This is a genomic window from Pseudomonas sp. SK2 (assembly GCF_016772395.1).
Taxonomy (GTDB): Bacteria; Pseudomonadota; Gammaproteobacteria; order Pseudomonadales; family Pseudomonadaceae; genus Aquipseudomonas; species Aquipseudomonas taiwanensis.
This window is the reverse complement of the sequence record NZ_CP061944.1, coordinates 2,045,498-2,058,277: the sequence shown is the minus strand read 5'-3', so window position 1 is coordinate 2,058,277 and position 12,780 is coordinate 2,045,498. Positions and strand designations below refer to the sequence as shown.

At 58.1% G+C, this 12,780-nt stretch carries 14 protein-coding genes; 10 read left to right on the top strand and 4 right to left on the bottom strand.

What is annotated here, in order from left to right:
- Position 1 precedes the first annotated feature (1 nt).
- Positions 2-943 carry a VOC family protein gene (locus IF103_RS09190; protein ID WP_027907049.1) on the bottom strand — a complete coding sequence of 314 codons (942 nt, stop codon included), beginning with the start codon at positions 941-943 and terminating at the stop codon, positions 2-4.
- A gap of 277 nt (positions 944-1,220) precedes the next feature.
- Here IF103_RS09190 and IF103_RS09185 point away from each other — a divergent pair, with 277 nt between their 5' ends.
- From IF103_RS09185 to IF103_RS09160, 6 genes are all read left to right on the top strand, one after another.
- On the top strand, positions 1,221-2,159 hold the full coding sequence (locus tag IF103_RS09185; RefSeq protein WP_023379962.1) for a LysR family transcriptional regulator: 939 nt from the start codon (positions 1,221-1,223) through the stop codon (positions 2,157-2,159).
- A gap of 180 nt (positions 2,160-2,339) precedes the next feature.
- Positions 2,340-3,497, top strand: coding sequence for an alpha/beta hydrolase family protein (locus tag IF103_RS09180; RefSeq protein WP_027907050.1), 1,158 nt, complete (start codon positions 2,340-2,342; stop codon positions 3,495-3,497).
- Between the two features lie 463 nt (positions 3,498-3,960).
- Positions 3,961-4,866 (top strand): LysR family transcriptional regulator, encoded by a 906-nt coding sequence (locus IF103_RS09175; protein ID WP_104882596.1) that lies wholly within the window; start codon positions 3,961-3,963, stop codon positions 4,864-4,866.
- A gap of 151 nt (positions 4,867-5,017) precedes the next feature.
- A complete protein-coding gene (locus tag IF103_RS09170) occupies positions 5,018-5,434 on the top strand; it encodes a nuclear transport factor 2 family protein (RefSeq protein WP_104881939.1) in 417 nt (138 codons plus the stop codon).
- Between the two features lie 132 nt (positions 5,435-5,566).
- Entirely contained in the window at positions 5,567-6,328 is a 762-nt protein-coding gene (locus IF103_RS09165) for an SDR family NAD(P)-dependent oxidoreductase (RefSeq protein ID WP_027609281.1), read from the top strand.
- Between the two features lie 79 nt (positions 6,329-6,407).
- Positions 6,408-6,965: a flavin reductase family protein gene (locus IF103_RS09160; protein WP_104881940.1), complete on the top strand. Its 558-nt coding sequence runs from the start codon at positions 6,408-6,410 to the stop codon at positions 6,963-6,965.
- Between the two features lie 17 nt (positions 6,966-6,982).
- Here IF103_RS09160 and IF103_RS09155 read toward each other — a convergent pair whose 3' ends face one another.
- From IF103_RS09155 to IF103_RS09145, 3 genes are all read right to left on the bottom strand, one after another.
- Positions 6,983-7,882 carry a helix-turn-helix domain-containing protein gene (locus IF103_RS09155; protein WP_104881941.1) on the bottom strand — a complete coding sequence of 300 codons (900 nt, stop codon included), beginning with the start codon at positions 7,880-7,882 and terminating at the stop codon, positions 6,983-6,985.
- A gap of 207 nt (positions 7,883-8,089) precedes the next feature.
- Positions 8,090-8,344, bottom strand: a complete 255-nt coding sequence (locus tag IF103_RS09150) for an Atu4866 domain-containing protein (RefSeq protein WP_104881942.1) — start codon at positions 8,342-8,344, stop codon at positions 8,090-8,092.
- 27 nt (positions 8,345-8,371) lie between these two features.
- Positions 8,372-9,109, bottom strand: a complete 738-nt coding sequence (locus IF103_RS09145) for an SDR family oxidoreductase (protein WP_019099091.1) — start codon at positions 9,107-9,109, stop codon at positions 8,372-8,374.
- 295 nt (positions 9,110-9,404) lie between these two features.
- Here IF103_RS09145 and IF103_RS09140 point away from each other — a divergent pair, with 295 nt between their 5' ends.
- The 4 genes from IF103_RS09140 to IF103_RS09125 all read left to right on the top strand — a co-directional run bounded on the left by IF103_RS09140 (position 9,405) and on the right by IF103_RS09125 (position 12,705).
- Positions 9,405-9,836 (top strand): DoxX family protein, encoded by a 432-nt coding sequence (locus tag IF103_RS09140; RefSeq protein ID WP_104882597.1) that lies wholly within the window; start codon positions 9,405-9,407, stop codon positions 9,834-9,836.
- A 57-nt stretch (positions 9,837-9,893) separates the two neighbouring features.
- On the top strand, positions 9,894-10,817 hold the full coding sequence (locus tag IF103_RS09135) for an NADP-dependent oxidoreductase (RefSeq protein WP_104881944.1): 924 nt from the start codon (positions 9,894-9,896) through the stop codon (positions 10,815-10,817).
- A 247-nt stretch (positions 10,818-11,064) separates the two neighbouring features.
- A complete protein-coding gene (locus IF103_RS09130) occupies positions 11,065-11,661 on the top strand; it encodes a phage infection protein (protein ID WP_202676038.1) in 597 nt (198 codons plus the stop codon).
- Positions 11,662-11,790: 129 nt separating this feature from the next.
- Positions 11,791-12,705, top strand: coding sequence for an AraC family transcriptional regulator (locus tag IF103_RS09125; RefSeq protein ID WP_104881946.1), 915 nt, complete (start codon positions 11,791-11,793; stop codon positions 12,703-12,705).
- Positions 12,706-12,780 lie beyond the last annotated feature (75 nt).

Genomic DNA, 12,780 nt, shown 5'->3' with positions numbered 1-12,780 from the left:
CTCAGGCCTTTTTCGGGGGTGGGCCGCCGGGGGCCCATTTCTCCCGCGAGGTGAACAGGAACAACTGCGAGTTGTCCGCGGACATCGGCGCCTGGCGCGCCGCCCAGGCGTCGTCATGCTTGTCCATATCGGCGTCGTATTCGATGTGGCACCCCAACGGGCTGTTGAAATACCAGAACCAGTTGGAGCCGAGCAGGTGCCGGCCTGGGCCCCAGAAACTGGTCCAACCGTTCTGCTGGAAGCGCGTGCCGGCCAGCAACACTTCGGTGCCGCTGCCCATGTGGAAGGTAAAGTGCTCGCAGCCTTGCATGTGCGGCGGTGTCTGGATCATGAACAGGCAATGGTGATCATCCATGCCCGCGCTACGCATGAACGGGCCGACCCCGGTGAAGCTATCGGTGGTGACGAAGCCCAGGCGGTCGCGGTAAAACGCTTCGCCCTTGGCCGCATCTGGGACGAAGTACACCACGTGGGACAGCGTGCGCGGCAGCGCAGGCATGTCCGGGGTGATGCCGAGCTGGTTGAGCGGACGCTGCGGGGTGCTGCCCGGGGCGTTGGTCAGGTCCGCTGGCGCCTCGAAGGTACGCCGGCAGGTCACCTGGAAAGCGATGGCGAACCCCAGGTCATCGAAGGTATGCAGCGCGCCGCTGGCGTCGCGGCGCACTTCCCGGTCGCGGCCCAGTTCGTCGGCGATCGCTTCGAGGTCGGCCGGCTCGGCCACGCCATAGACCGTCTCGCGCAGCGATGGGGTCGGCCCCAAGGCCGGCGGCAAGCTTTCGTCATCGCCGCGACGGATGACGATCGCGGTCCCGTCCAGCGCTTCAAAACGGCCGCCGTCGGCGTCCAGGTGGACGGTGTCAAGGCCATAGTCACGCAGGCAAGCGGCACAGGCCTGGATATCGTCGACGCCGAACACCAGCGCGTCGAGACCAAGAATGTTCATGGCTACCACTCCATTGAAATTGTTATTAGGCGAGGCAGAGCTGCCGTCAGTGGGTCGTGGACGGCGCATCGGCCGCTCGACTGGAGCGCAGGTTGCGCGGCGCTGGGGTGGCATGACCAATCGCGAGTCAGGATGCGAGGCATCAGCAATCGCGATACCTGCGCGCAGGCCCATGGCGCCTGGCGTTTGCTCGGTCAAAGGCGGCTGGCGCTTGACGTATCGGCAATGCAGCGAGAAGGTATCGCGAAAATAACTACAAGAGCCGAGAGCTATCACCATGCGCTTTCACCACCTGGATCTGAACCTGCTGGTTGCCTTGGACGTCCTGCTCGAAGAGCAGAACATCACCCGCGCCGCCGAACGCCTGCACATGACCCAGTCGGCCACCAGCGGCGTGCTGGGGCGCTTGCGAACCTTTTTCGAGGACGAACTGTTGGTGCAGGTCGGCCGCAAGATGCAGCCCACGCCCTACGCCCTGGAACTGGCCAAGCCGGTGCGCGAGGTGCTGCTTACCATTCGATCCTCGATCACCGCCAAGCCCGTGTTCGAACCGGCGAGCAGCAAGCGTCACTTTCGCCTGGTGAGCTCGGACTACCTGATCAGCGTGCTGTTCGCCCAGGTCATCCAGAAGCTTCACCGGGTGGCGCCGCACATCACCTTCGAAATGATCAGCCCCGGCGACAACAGCGCCGAGCTACTGATGCGCGGTGAGGTGGACATGATGATCGTGCCCGAGCGCTACCTCATCGACGGCCATCCAGCCCAACTGCTGTTCGAGGAGGACCACGTCTGCGTCGTCTGGCGCGATAACCCGGAGGTTGGCGAGCAACTGACGCTGGAGCAGTACATGCAAATGGGCCACATCTCGGTAGGCTTCGGCCGCAACCGGCACCTGAGCATCGAGGACTGGTTCATGAACCAGTACGGCTTCAACCGCCGCCTGGAAGTGATCACCAACGACTTCAACACCCTGCCCCAACTGCTGGTGGGCACCTCGCGGATCGCTACGATGCACCGCCGCCTGGCCGAGCTGTACGCCGGTTACCTGCCCCTACGCATCCTGCCGCCACCGGTGAGGATCCCGGTGATGCGAGAGTTCATGCTGTGGCACCGCAGCATGGACGGCGACCCCATGCACCGCTGGCTGCGAGAGCGGATCTGTGACTTCATCCAGAGCGCCGAGCGACAGCCACAAGCCCTGCGCGCCACCGCCTGATCCGTAACCATCGCCCCGGCTAGCGCAACGCAGCCGGGGCATCGCGTTTGGCGATACCTTGCATCCCCGATCACGATTGGCCTCGGCCTGTCTTGTCTGCGTAACGTGCTGTCGAACCGCGCCCTGCGTGCCTGCCGCAATAGGGGCGCCGGACTCAACGACCGCAGAAGGACAACAACAATGTTCCGTTACTTCCCCACCAATTACGTCTGGAACCTTTCGGTGGACCTGGCCATCGAGATGGGCGCCCGCATGGGCGAAATCGAGGTGATGTGCGCCCCGCTGCAAGAAGCCGCCAAGCAACCCGACGCCGCCGGTACCCAGGCCTTCCGGGAAACCTGGTCGAGCATGGCCGACAAACTCTGCGCCCTGGCCGAGGAAGACGAAGCCGCCGGCCGGCGCCTGTCCGCTGGCGAGAAGTACAACCGCGCCGCGACCTACTACCTTACCTGCGAACGCCTGCAGGCCCACGCCGCTCCAGGGCGCGCGGCGCTGTACCAGCGCTTTCTGGAGACCTTCGCCCGCGGCATCGACCTGTCCCGGGAAAACTGCGAACGGGTCCAGATCCCCTACGAAGGCAAGCACCTGAGTGGTTTGCTGGTTCGCGCAGAAGGCGTCAGTGGCCCGGCACCACTGCTGGTGCAGGTCAATGGCCTGGACTCGACCAAGGAGATGAAATACCGCGTCGGCCTACCCACCTGGCTGGCCAAGCGCGGCGTGTCGTCGTTGATCATCGACCAGCCCGGCACCGGCGAAGCGCTGCGTCTGCACGGCCTGACTGCACGCTACGACAGTGAGCACTGGGCCAGCCGAGTCATGGACTGGCTGGAAACCCGCGACGATGTCGACGCCAAGCGCATCGGTATGGAAGGTGTGTCCTTGGGCGGCTACTACTGCCCCCGCGCGGTGGCCTTCGAGCCGCGCTTCGCCTGCGGGGTGGTATGGGGTGCCAACCATGACTGGCGCGACGTGCAGAAGCGCCGACTGGAGAAAGAAGGTGACTTCCCGGTGCCGCATTACTGGGCGCATGTGCGTTGGGTCTGGGGTGCCAAGGACATGGACGATTTCATGCGCATCGCCGAGAACGTGCACCTGGATGGCGTGCTCGATCGCATCCGCGTTCCGTTTCTGGTCACCCACGGCGAGCAGGACTCGCAGATCCCGCTCAAATGGGCGCACCGCACCTACGAGCAACTGGTCAATAGCCCGAAACGCGAACTGAAGATCTTCACCGCGCGCGAAGGTGGCGTACAGCACTCAAGTTTCGACAACAGCATCAATGCCGGGCACTACATCGCCGATTGGGTCGCGCAGACGCTCGGCGGGCGCACTGCTTGAGGCTTTTCGTGGTGTTAGGCGCTGCGTTTTGATGCTGGTTGAAAACGTGGGGGCATAAAAAAATCCAGTCACCGTTAAGTGACTGGATTTTTTAGGGATTTTTGGTCGGGACGGAGTGATTCGAACACTCGACCCCTTGCACCCATGCGTGTAGCAGGCCATAAACCCTGTAAACGTTGGATTAACCTCGGCTCTCGCTGCAATCGACCGCTCATGGGTGTCTGCAAGCGTTTCCAAGCGTCACGCAAATTTCACGCAGAACACTGCTGCACATCTCCGGCGTTCTGCCGCCCCTTCTCCCCTGTCAGATTGAAACCCCGCCAGGCCCTTCATGCTCGAGCGCCCACAGCCGAGCAGCCTCGGCAAACTCCAGCCATAATCGGCCGAGGGATCGACTCACCTGTCGACATAGTGATGCGCCCCAAATAGCATGCCTTAGTCCAATATTCCCGAGCTGGTAAAAATGATCTCAGATCCTGGCACACCAACTCTAGACCAGCTGAAAGTTCTCCTGACGGTCGTAGAGGTGGGAAGCTTCGCCGGTGCTGCAAGGAAACTGCATCGTGCAACGTCAGTGGTGAGCTATTCCATTTCCAATCTCGAGATGCAGCTCGGCGTATCACTTTTTGACCGCAAGACGACACGTAAACCACAGCTGACAGAGGCTGGACGCACAGTGTTGGCCGAAGCACGAACGATCATCAACGGAGTCAATGGGCTACGATCGAAGGTGTCTGGACTGTTGCACGGTCTCGAAGCAGAGGTGCATCTTGCTCTGGATGTAATGCTGCCAGCGGAGCGGGTGGTCGATGCGCTTAGGACTTTTAGACAGGTGTTTCCAACTGTGGCCTTGCATCTACATATGGAAGCGCTAGGTGCGGTCACGCAACTAGTACTTGAGAAAAAAGCCGGCATTGGGATCAGTGGCCCCCTGGACACGGGGTGGGATGGCCTTGAGCGTGTCGGCGTAGGCAGTGTTGAATTAGTACCCGTTGCAGCCCAGGCGCACCCACTTGCCCTCGCCGGCCGCAACGAGCCTGGTGCGGCAAGAAATCACGTCCAATTGGTGTTGTCAGATCGCTCAACGCTTACCGGGGACAGAGATTTTGCCGTAGTGAGCCCCCGCACCTGGCGGCTCGCAGACTTAGGCGCAAAACACATGCTACTCAAGGAAGGCATTGGCTGGGGCAACATGCCCTTACCTATGGTCCAAGCGGACCTCAATGCGGGACATCTTATCCATCTCGATCTTCCTGATTGCAAAGGCGGCTCTTACGCGTTTGACGCTATCTACCGGACTGATTCGCCGCCTGGGCCGGCTGGGCTATGGCTCATCAAACGCTTTGGCCAGCAAGCCGAAGCTCTCTAGACTTGTCGAATAAGTCGTATAAACCGTTCGATATTCTTCTGGTTTTTAGCCAGCCAGGCCCCTGTTAGGCTGTTGCTCATAGACCAGACACGCGCGCTTCGGTGCCTGGGCCTCAATAATCGCAAGACTCCGGTACTACAAAGGTGAACCTATGTGTTCAGCAGCCGAGCTTCTTCAACACCATTTCGAAATGTTTGTTGATGACCATGAAAAGTGGAAATCCCTAATCGCTCCAGACATCGTCTGGGAGCTGCCCTTCGCCCCGAGTCTCGGTCACCCGGAGAAGCTGGTCGGCCGCGAGCAAGTGCTCAATCACGTCGGATGGTTTGTCGGAGCGGTGGAGTCGTTTCGATTCCACAATCTACGTATTCAGCAATTCGCTGATCCACTATCTGCCGTCGCGCAAGTCAAGGCACAGGGGATCATCACTGAGACGGGTAAAACCTACTCACAAGATTATGTCCTGTTCGTTAGCGTTCGTGAGGGTAAGCTGACACATATTCGTGAGTACTTCGATCCTGTCCAGGCGGCTTACGCCTTGGACTCCGCCGTGGTGATGCCGGGCTAGCGGCGCTGCCGAGTGCACGAAAGAAGCAAAACTCCGACAGGCAAAGCAAGGTCGCCAAGGAGTCGAATGTCAAAAAGAGAGAAATTGGCACCGTCGAAAGCGACAACCAATTCCTGACTTGGAGACATCAAAATGACTGACTTCATCCCAACCCCAAACGAAGTGGCAGGCAAAGTGGTGCTGGTAACCGGCGCGGCTAGCGGCATCGGGAAGGCCATCGCCGAGCTCCTTCACAGCCGTGGAGCGAAAGTCATTGCCGAGGATATCGACCCGAAAGTCAACGCACTTGAACGTCCCGGCCTGGTTCCTTTCGTCGCCGATATCACCGTTGACGGTTCTGCCGAGCAAGCGGTGGCGTTGGCGGTAGAGAAGTTTGGCAAGCTGGACGTCCTGGTCAATAACGCCGGTCGCATCCTATACAAGCCCCTCGTCGAAATGACCCGTGAAGATTGGGAATGGCAGATGCAAACCAACGTGACGGGGGCGTTTCTTCATTCCCGAGAGGCGATGAAGGAGATGATGAAGAACAAGAGCGGCGCGATCGTGAACATCGCCTCGTACGCGTCCTACTTCGCATTTCCAGGTATCGCGGCCTACACCGCGTCCAAAGGCGCCTTAGCACAGTTGACTCGTACCCAGGCGCTGGAAGCGATTGAGCATGGCATTCGGGTCAATGCCATTGGCGTGGGAGATGTGGTTACCAACCTGTTGAACCACTTTATGGAAGACGGTCGTGGGTTCCTGCAAGAGCATGGCAAGTCCGCGCCGATCGGTCGAGCTGCAGCACCGGAAGAGATCGCCGAGATTGTCTCTTTCCTGGCTTCCGAGCGCGCCAGTTTCATTGTCGGTTCGGTGGTCATGGCCGATGGCGGCATGAGCGTCCCGGTAGGTTAATCCTTCGCCTTGTCCGCGTTGTGCTGCATTGGCAGCACAACGCGTTTTCTTGCTACCAGACCTATTCAACGGAGCCGTCATGACCGCACTTCGAAAATCCGACTTCCCTCTCATCAACGTTCGCCAGCATCTGGAAACCGGGCCCATAGTGCTCGTGACCTCAGCCTGGAACGGCGAAAGAAACATCATGACCATGGGCTGGCACATGATGATGCAATTCGATCCAGCCCTTGTTGGCTGCTACATCTGGTCGGGGAACCATAGCTACGAACTCATCCGCAACAGCCAGCAATGCGTGATCAACGTACCCACCCTAGAGCTGGCGGACCAAGTAGTCGCGGTGGGCAACAATACGGGCAGTGCTGTGGACAAGTTTGGCCAATTCGGTCTTACCCCGACAGCTGCGACGCGGGTTGAAGCGCCGCTGATAGCCGAGTGTTATGCCAGCTTCGAATGCCAGCTGTATGACTCGACGCTGATCGACGAGTACGGTCTGTTCATCTGGCACGTGGTCAAAGCGCATGTAGATCGCTCGGTGGAACAGCCTAGAACGCTGCACTACAGGGGAGGCGGTCAATTCATGGTGGCGGGGGAAATCTTGGACTTTCGCCAGCAATTCCGTTCCCAGAACCTCTGACTGGCGTAGCCCACTCACTATTTACGGTATTGAGTGGGCGTGACGCCAACCTCACGTTTGAACACCTGCGAAAAATGGCTTGGGCTGCTGTATCCGATCTCCAAGCCTATATCGATCACGCTCCGATCCGTTTCGACCAGGAGCTGCCGGGCTCTTGCCATCCGCAGTCTGATAAAGAACTGCGACGGGGAATAACCAGCGGCTTTTTTGAACAGCCGGCTGAAGTGGTACTCGCTCATCCCAGCTATTTCGGCCAAGTGCCCGAGATAGAATTCCTCAGCCAGATTCGCCTCCATCGCCGACAGCACACGGCGCAGCTTGTAAGCGGGCAATGCATTGCGGCGCAAGATATCGTCCGCTGAGCTGTCCAGGTAGCTGCGGGCAAGGTGAATGGCGATGCACTGGGCCAGCCCCTGAAGATAAAGAGGACTAGTCCTGTGCCCCGTCAGCTCCAGGCGAACTTGCTCCAGTAGAACGGACAACCCATCGTCACGCCCGCCCGAGACTTCACGTAGTCGAACCGCTTTCACAGACCCACCCAAGACCTCATGGATGGCTTTTTCCAGAAGCGGGATGCCGAGGTAGATATGCATGACTTCAAATGGTTCTGCACCGACTACGTTCCAGCGCATCTCGTAAGGCTGTGTCGAGGTAGTCAAGAAGAAATCACCTTTGGTTACCTGGCTACATTGCCAGTCGCCATCAAGCTCACGTTCCTGAACGGCAGCATTCCCAGAGATGATCCACACGAGCAAGGGCTCAGCTACGGCGGGCACGATAAAGCTCTCTTCCTTACGCTCCCGGTTAAAGATCTGCACCAACATATCCCGATCGGCCAGAACGTCCGAGGCGGCAAGCCGCTCACCCCGAATGTAAGCCTCCAAACCATGGGCTGAAGTCCGGTCTATGACATCCATGGAAATCGTCACCTCAGTCAGTACGCGGGCTCAAACGAGCCATCTTAGGCATTGGTCTCACAGGGTGTACGTGAAGTTCAAGCCTAGGCTTTCAACAGTGAAGGCTGTTCGCGGAACTATAGGGGACGCAAAGAACCCGCTCTGGATGCGTGTTCTTAAAGGAAAAAATCAAAAAAAAGCCGGAATGTCTCCATTCCGGCCAGCCCTTCAACGCTCGGGATAGAGAATCATCCCTGCGTGATACAGCACGTTGCTGCGAAACTCCCCGTCGGCAGTAAATCCGGTGTCATCCACATACTCGATGTGATCACCCTCTAGCCAGTATCGACCTTGGTACGCGCTTTGTTGCCCTCCGCGGGCCTCGTCATAGCGACCGCCAGGCAGGAGCTCATGGCGAATGTGACCGTCAGCCGTCACCCACATGCCAACGTATTTGTCCTGATCTCCAAGTGGTTCACCCATGGCATTTCCTCGCTGTCGACCGGACATTCAGAATGGACTTGCGGTTGGACGCACGATCAGTTCGCTGACATCGACATCCGCGGGCTGTTCTACGGCGTAGGCGATCGCCCGGGCAATCGCCGAGGCTGGAATCGCGATCTTGCGGAACTCGCGCATCTCGGCACGCCCACCCTCATCGGAAATGCTGTCGGCCAGTTCGGACTCGGTGACCCCTGGGGCAATGACGGTGACCCGGATGTCACCTCCCACCTCCTGGCGCAAACCTTCGGAAATGGCTCGTACGGCATATTTGGTAGCGCAGTACACCGCAGCGGTCGGGCTCACCGCGTAGGCTCCAATCGAGGCAATATTGATGATCTGACCGGCGCGCTGTTCTTGCATGAGCGGCAGCGTTGCGGCAATGCCATGCAGGACGCCGCGAATGTTCACATCGATCATCCGATTCCACTCATCTACCTTGAGCGCTTCGAGTTTCGAAAGCGGCATGACGCCGGCATTGTTGATCAGCACGTCGACGCGTCCGTGCAGTTCGACAGCGAAGTCGATAAAGGACTGCATGTCATCCAGGTTGGTGACATCCAGCGCCAGGACATCAGCGACACCGCCTGCTGAACGAATCTCCCTGGCCAGAGTTTCCAGGCGATCGGTGCGGCGGGCGCCCAGGACCACGCGAGCGCCTTTGCTGGCAAGCAGGCGGGCTGTCGCTTCGCCGATACCACTGCTGGCGCCGGTGATCACGATGACTTTTTGTTCGATGCCGTGCATTTTCGTACTCCTGTTTCTGGCTTAAGAGGCCACCGCCGGCAAGCAGGTGGTGAAGCAAGAGTAAGAAGACTTGGCTGGGCTGGGTTATCCGATTCCTGCGGTCAACATGCACGATCCTGCGTAAGCGGTTGGCGTTTGACGTCATGCAATGCCAGCGGGCGAAAAGCAAACACGCTTGTCTATTTCATCGAACGTAAACAACGAAATTAAGCGGCTATTCAGCTATGTGCGGCTGTTCCAAACTTACTCCTACCAGCGCTCCATTCCGGAATGCTTACATCAAGGAACGTATGCCATGCCTCACGCCACCACCATTTCAAGCTCAGCCTCTCATCCTTCGGCTGCAACAACTGGTGCCGTTGCACTATTGGGTCGCATTTTTCTGAGCGCGATCTTCATCCTCTCAGGCGTATCCAAGGTAAGCGCGCCGGCCATGATGATCGGCTACATCAGTTCAGTTGGTCTGCCGTTTCCTTCCTTAGCGCTGGCGCTTGCCATTCTTGTAGAAATAGCCGGCGGTGTAGCTCTGATCGCCGGCTATAAAACCCGTGTTGTCGCAGCAGGGTTGGCGCTTTTCAGTGTCCTCACTGCGGTGATCTTCCACAGTGCTCTGGCCGATCAAAATCAATTCATTCACTTCTTCAAGAACATCGCGATGGCCGGCGGTTTGCTGCAGATCGTGGCCTACGGCGCAGGCCGCTTCAGCGTGGACGCACGTCGCCAGTAACTGACGCGCGCTGCCAAACATCGACTAGATAAACCATACCTACAGACGGGGAAGTTCATGAAAGCTATACAAGTGGCAGAGTACGGTCAGGTTGAGCAGCTTGAGCTGATAGAGCGTGAAGAGCTGGTGCCCAACGATGACCAGGTTCTGATTGACGTTGCCGGGAGCGGAATCAATCCGATCGACTGGAAGATTCTCTCGGGGGCCATGAAGCAGTTCATCCCAATGTCCTTCCCCTATACGCCGGGTGTCGAGGTTGCTGGCACCATTGCAGCAGTTGGAAAGAATATTCATGAATACGCTGTGGGTGATGAGGTGTTCGGATTCATTGGAATAGTCGGTGGTTACGCCACTCAGGCTCTTGCAACGCCCGACAGGCTTGCGCACAAACCCGATGGGCTATCACTTCTTCACGCCGGTGGAATTCCTGCCGCAGCGCTTACTGCTTGGCAGGCGCTGCACGAACACGCCGAAATCAAGCCAGGCCAGACTGTTTTGATTCACGGAGCTGCAGGAGGGGTGGGTAGTTTCGCGGTCCAGTTAGCACGGCTGGCCGGCGCTCATGTAGTGGCAACGGGCTCAGCCAGAAACCGAGACTACCTCCAATCACTCGGCGCCCATCAGTTCATTGATTACACCGCACAACAGTTCGAGAACATCGTCAGCAATGTCGATACCGTCATTGATCTGATCGGCGGAGAAACTCAGGATCGGTCCTGGACGGTGATCAATCGCGGTGGGGCGTTAGTCTCGCCTGTCAGCACACCCAACGTGCAGAAAGCTCTTGAGTACGGCGTAGTCGGCAAAAACTTCGCAACCCGGTCGGACGGGCGCCAGTTAGCGGAGATAGCGAAATTGTTTGCTGAGAAGAAGCTACACGCCGAGGTTGAGGTCGTTCCGCTTTCCAACGCGGCTGAGGCTTTGATGCTAAGCCGGGGGGGACATACTCGCGGCAAACTGGTGTTCGATGTGAATCGGTGATTAACCTCGAAGGCCCTACGCTCGAGTGAATCTGCCAGAAGGCGGCCCTGCGCAGGAATATGCAAAAGCCTCGCAGGAACCAAATAACGGCCTGCTTATCGCCACCGTAATCTGAGCCCAAGCAGAAAGCGAGACCGCTTCTGCCGCCGGCCATCAGAGCGACCGAGCCTGCAACAAACAGGAATCCACGTCACGCTTTGCACTGACAACCGGCAACGAATCCATCGCAAATTACGGAGTCGCTGTCATGAAAACTGTACATTCAATGATGATTGGAATTGCCTTATCTGCTGTCAGTGCAAGTTCGATGGCACTGCCGGCCAAAGAAATTGGCCGTTGGACCAATCAGACCTGCAAAGAAGTGATGGCCCCCCTTGTGGTGGAGGGTGGTGCGGATCGTCTCGATGACCGCCGCGTGGCCGAGGGTGGTGCGGATCGTCTCAATGACCGCCGCGTGGCCGAGGGTGGTGCGGATCGTCTCGATGACCGCCGCGTGGCCGAGGGTGGTGCGGATCGTCTCGATGACCGCCGCGTGGCCGAGGGTGGTGCAGATCGTCTCGATGACCGCCGCGTGGCCGAGGGTGGTGCGGATCGTCTCAATGACCGCCGTGTGGCTGAGGGTGGTGCTGATCGCCTGAATGATCGCCGCGTGGCCGAGGGTGGTGCGGATCGTCTCGATGACCGTCGCGTGGCCGAGGGTGGTGCGGATCGTCTCAATGACCGCCGTGTGGCTGAGGGTGGTGCTGATCGCCTGAATGATCGCCGTGTGGCTGAAGATGGTGCGGAACGTATTAATGCCCGTCGAGTGGCTAAAGTCGATACGGATCGTGCCACCTATGCCTGACGTATATAGCCCATCCTACCGAGAGCCCGGCCCGCCGGGCTCTTGCATTTGAAGGGTGTCTATTAGCATCTACCCAAAAGACTGCGGACCAATTTATTCTCTGCAATAGAACCAGCCTAACGGGAGGTAATGGCAGTGGATGATAGGAACGAAGAGCTGACGCGTCTGAGGGCCGAGCTAGCATCAACCATGCATCGTTATGCTCCCACCTACGGCGTGTTTCAGACGGGAATTGCTCCGCTGCATTTCATACGCAGTGATACTCCAACCGATGTGATCCACACTGTACATAAGCCGGGGCTATGCATCGTTGTGCAGGGCCGTAAAGAGGTGCAGTTGTGGGAAGAAAGCTATGTCTACGACCCTTTGAACTATCTGGTCGTCTCGGTAACCCTGCCTCTAGCGGGTCAAGTGACAGAGGCATCCTCAGAAAAGCCCTATTTCTGCATCCGCCTGGATATCGATCCGGCAGAAATCGCTCAGCTGATCGCCGACGTCAGTCCTATCGGCGTGCCGAGCCAACAGCCCCACCGAGGGCTATATCTGGATAAGATCGATAGCTCCTTGCTCGATGCGATGCTGCGATTGGTACGTCTGTTGGATGTGCCATCGGATATCCCAGCGTTGGCACCGCTAGCACTCAGAGAAATTTTCTACCGGCTGCTCAAAGGCCAGCAGGGTCAGCGTTTACATGAGATAGCCATAACGGATAGCCAGACCCACCGCGTCACTCGGGCCATTGAGTGGCTGAACAACAATTATGCACAGCCCTTGCACATTGATGAGCTAGCGAGCTATGTCAATCTGAGTAACTCGACGCTTCACCATCGATTCAAGGCTGTCACCGCAATGAGTCCTTTGCAGTATCAAAAACAACTTCGCCTGCACCATGCACGCAGGTTGATGATCTCAGAGGGTATGGATGTTTCTACAGCCGGATTCAAAGTGGGCTATGAAAGTCCGTCACAGTTCAGCCGTGAATACAGCCGGATGTTTGGGGCTCCCCCGAGCCGAGATATCGCGAAGCTTCGGTCTCTCGGGTAAGGTGCTGCCGAAGGCTTGGCTAAAACAACCCTGATGACGGATATCGAGCAGAATGTGCTGCGGTACCTTATCGGC

What these genes read in the sequence shown, in the direction of transcription:
- IF103_RS09190 (WP_027907049.1), bottom strand. Translation starts at nt 943, where the DNA reads ATGAACATTCTTGGTCTCGACGCGCTGGTGTTCGGCGTCGACGATATC.
- IF103_RS09185 (WP_023379962.1), top strand. Translation starts at nt 1,221, where the DNA reads ATGCGCTTTCACCACCTGGATCTGAACCTGCTGGTTGCCTTGGACGTC.
- IF103_RS09180 (WP_027907050.1), top strand. Translation starts at nt 2,340, where the DNA reads ATGTTCCGTTACTTCCCCACCAATTACGTCTGGAACCTTTCGGTGGAC.
- IF103_RS09175 (WP_104882596.1), top strand. Translation starts at nt 3,961, where the DNA reads ATGATCTCAGATCCTGGCACACCAACTCTAGACCAGCTGAAAGTTCTC.
- IF103_RS09170 (WP_104881939.1), top strand. Translation starts at nt 5,018, where the DNA reads ATGTGTTCAGCAGCCGAGCTTCTTCAACACCATTTCGAAATGTTTGTT.
- IF103_RS09165 (WP_027609281.1), top strand. Translation starts at nt 5,567, where the DNA reads ATGACTGACTTCATCCCAACCCCAAACGAAGTGGCAGGCAAAGTGGTG.
- IF103_RS09160 (WP_104881940.1), top strand. Translation starts at nt 6,408, where the DNA reads ATGACCGCACTTCGAAAATCCGACTTCCCTCTCATCAACGTTCGCCAG.
- IF103_RS09155 (WP_104881941.1), bottom strand. Translation starts at nt 7,882, where the DNA reads ATGGATGTCATAGACCGGACTTCAGCCCATGGTTTGGAGGCTTACATT.
- IF103_RS09150 (WP_104881942.1), bottom strand. Translation starts at nt 8,344, where the DNA reads ATGGGTGAACCACTTGGAGATCAGGACAAATACGTTGGCATGTGGGTG.
- IF103_RS09145 (WP_019099091.1), bottom strand. Translation starts at nt 9,109, where the DNA reads ATGCACGGCATCGAACAAAAAGTCATCGTGATCACCGGCGCCAGCAGT.
- IF103_RS09140 (WP_104882597.1), top strand. Translation starts at nt 9,405, where the DNA reads ATGCCTCACGCCACCACCATTTCAAGCTCAGCCTCTCATCCTTCGGCT.
- IF103_RS09135 (WP_104881944.1), top strand. Translation starts at nt 9,894, where the DNA reads ATGAAAGCTATACAAGTGGCAGAGTACGGTCAGGTTGAGCAGCTTGAG.
- IF103_RS09130 (WP_202676038.1), top strand. Translation starts at nt 11,065, where the DNA reads ATGAAAACTGTACATTCAATGATGATTGGAATTGCCTTATCTGCTGTC.
- IF103_RS09125 (WP_104881946.1), top strand. Translation starts at nt 11,791, where the DNA reads ATGGCAGTGGATGATAGGAACGAAGAGCTGACGCGTCTGAGGGCCGAG.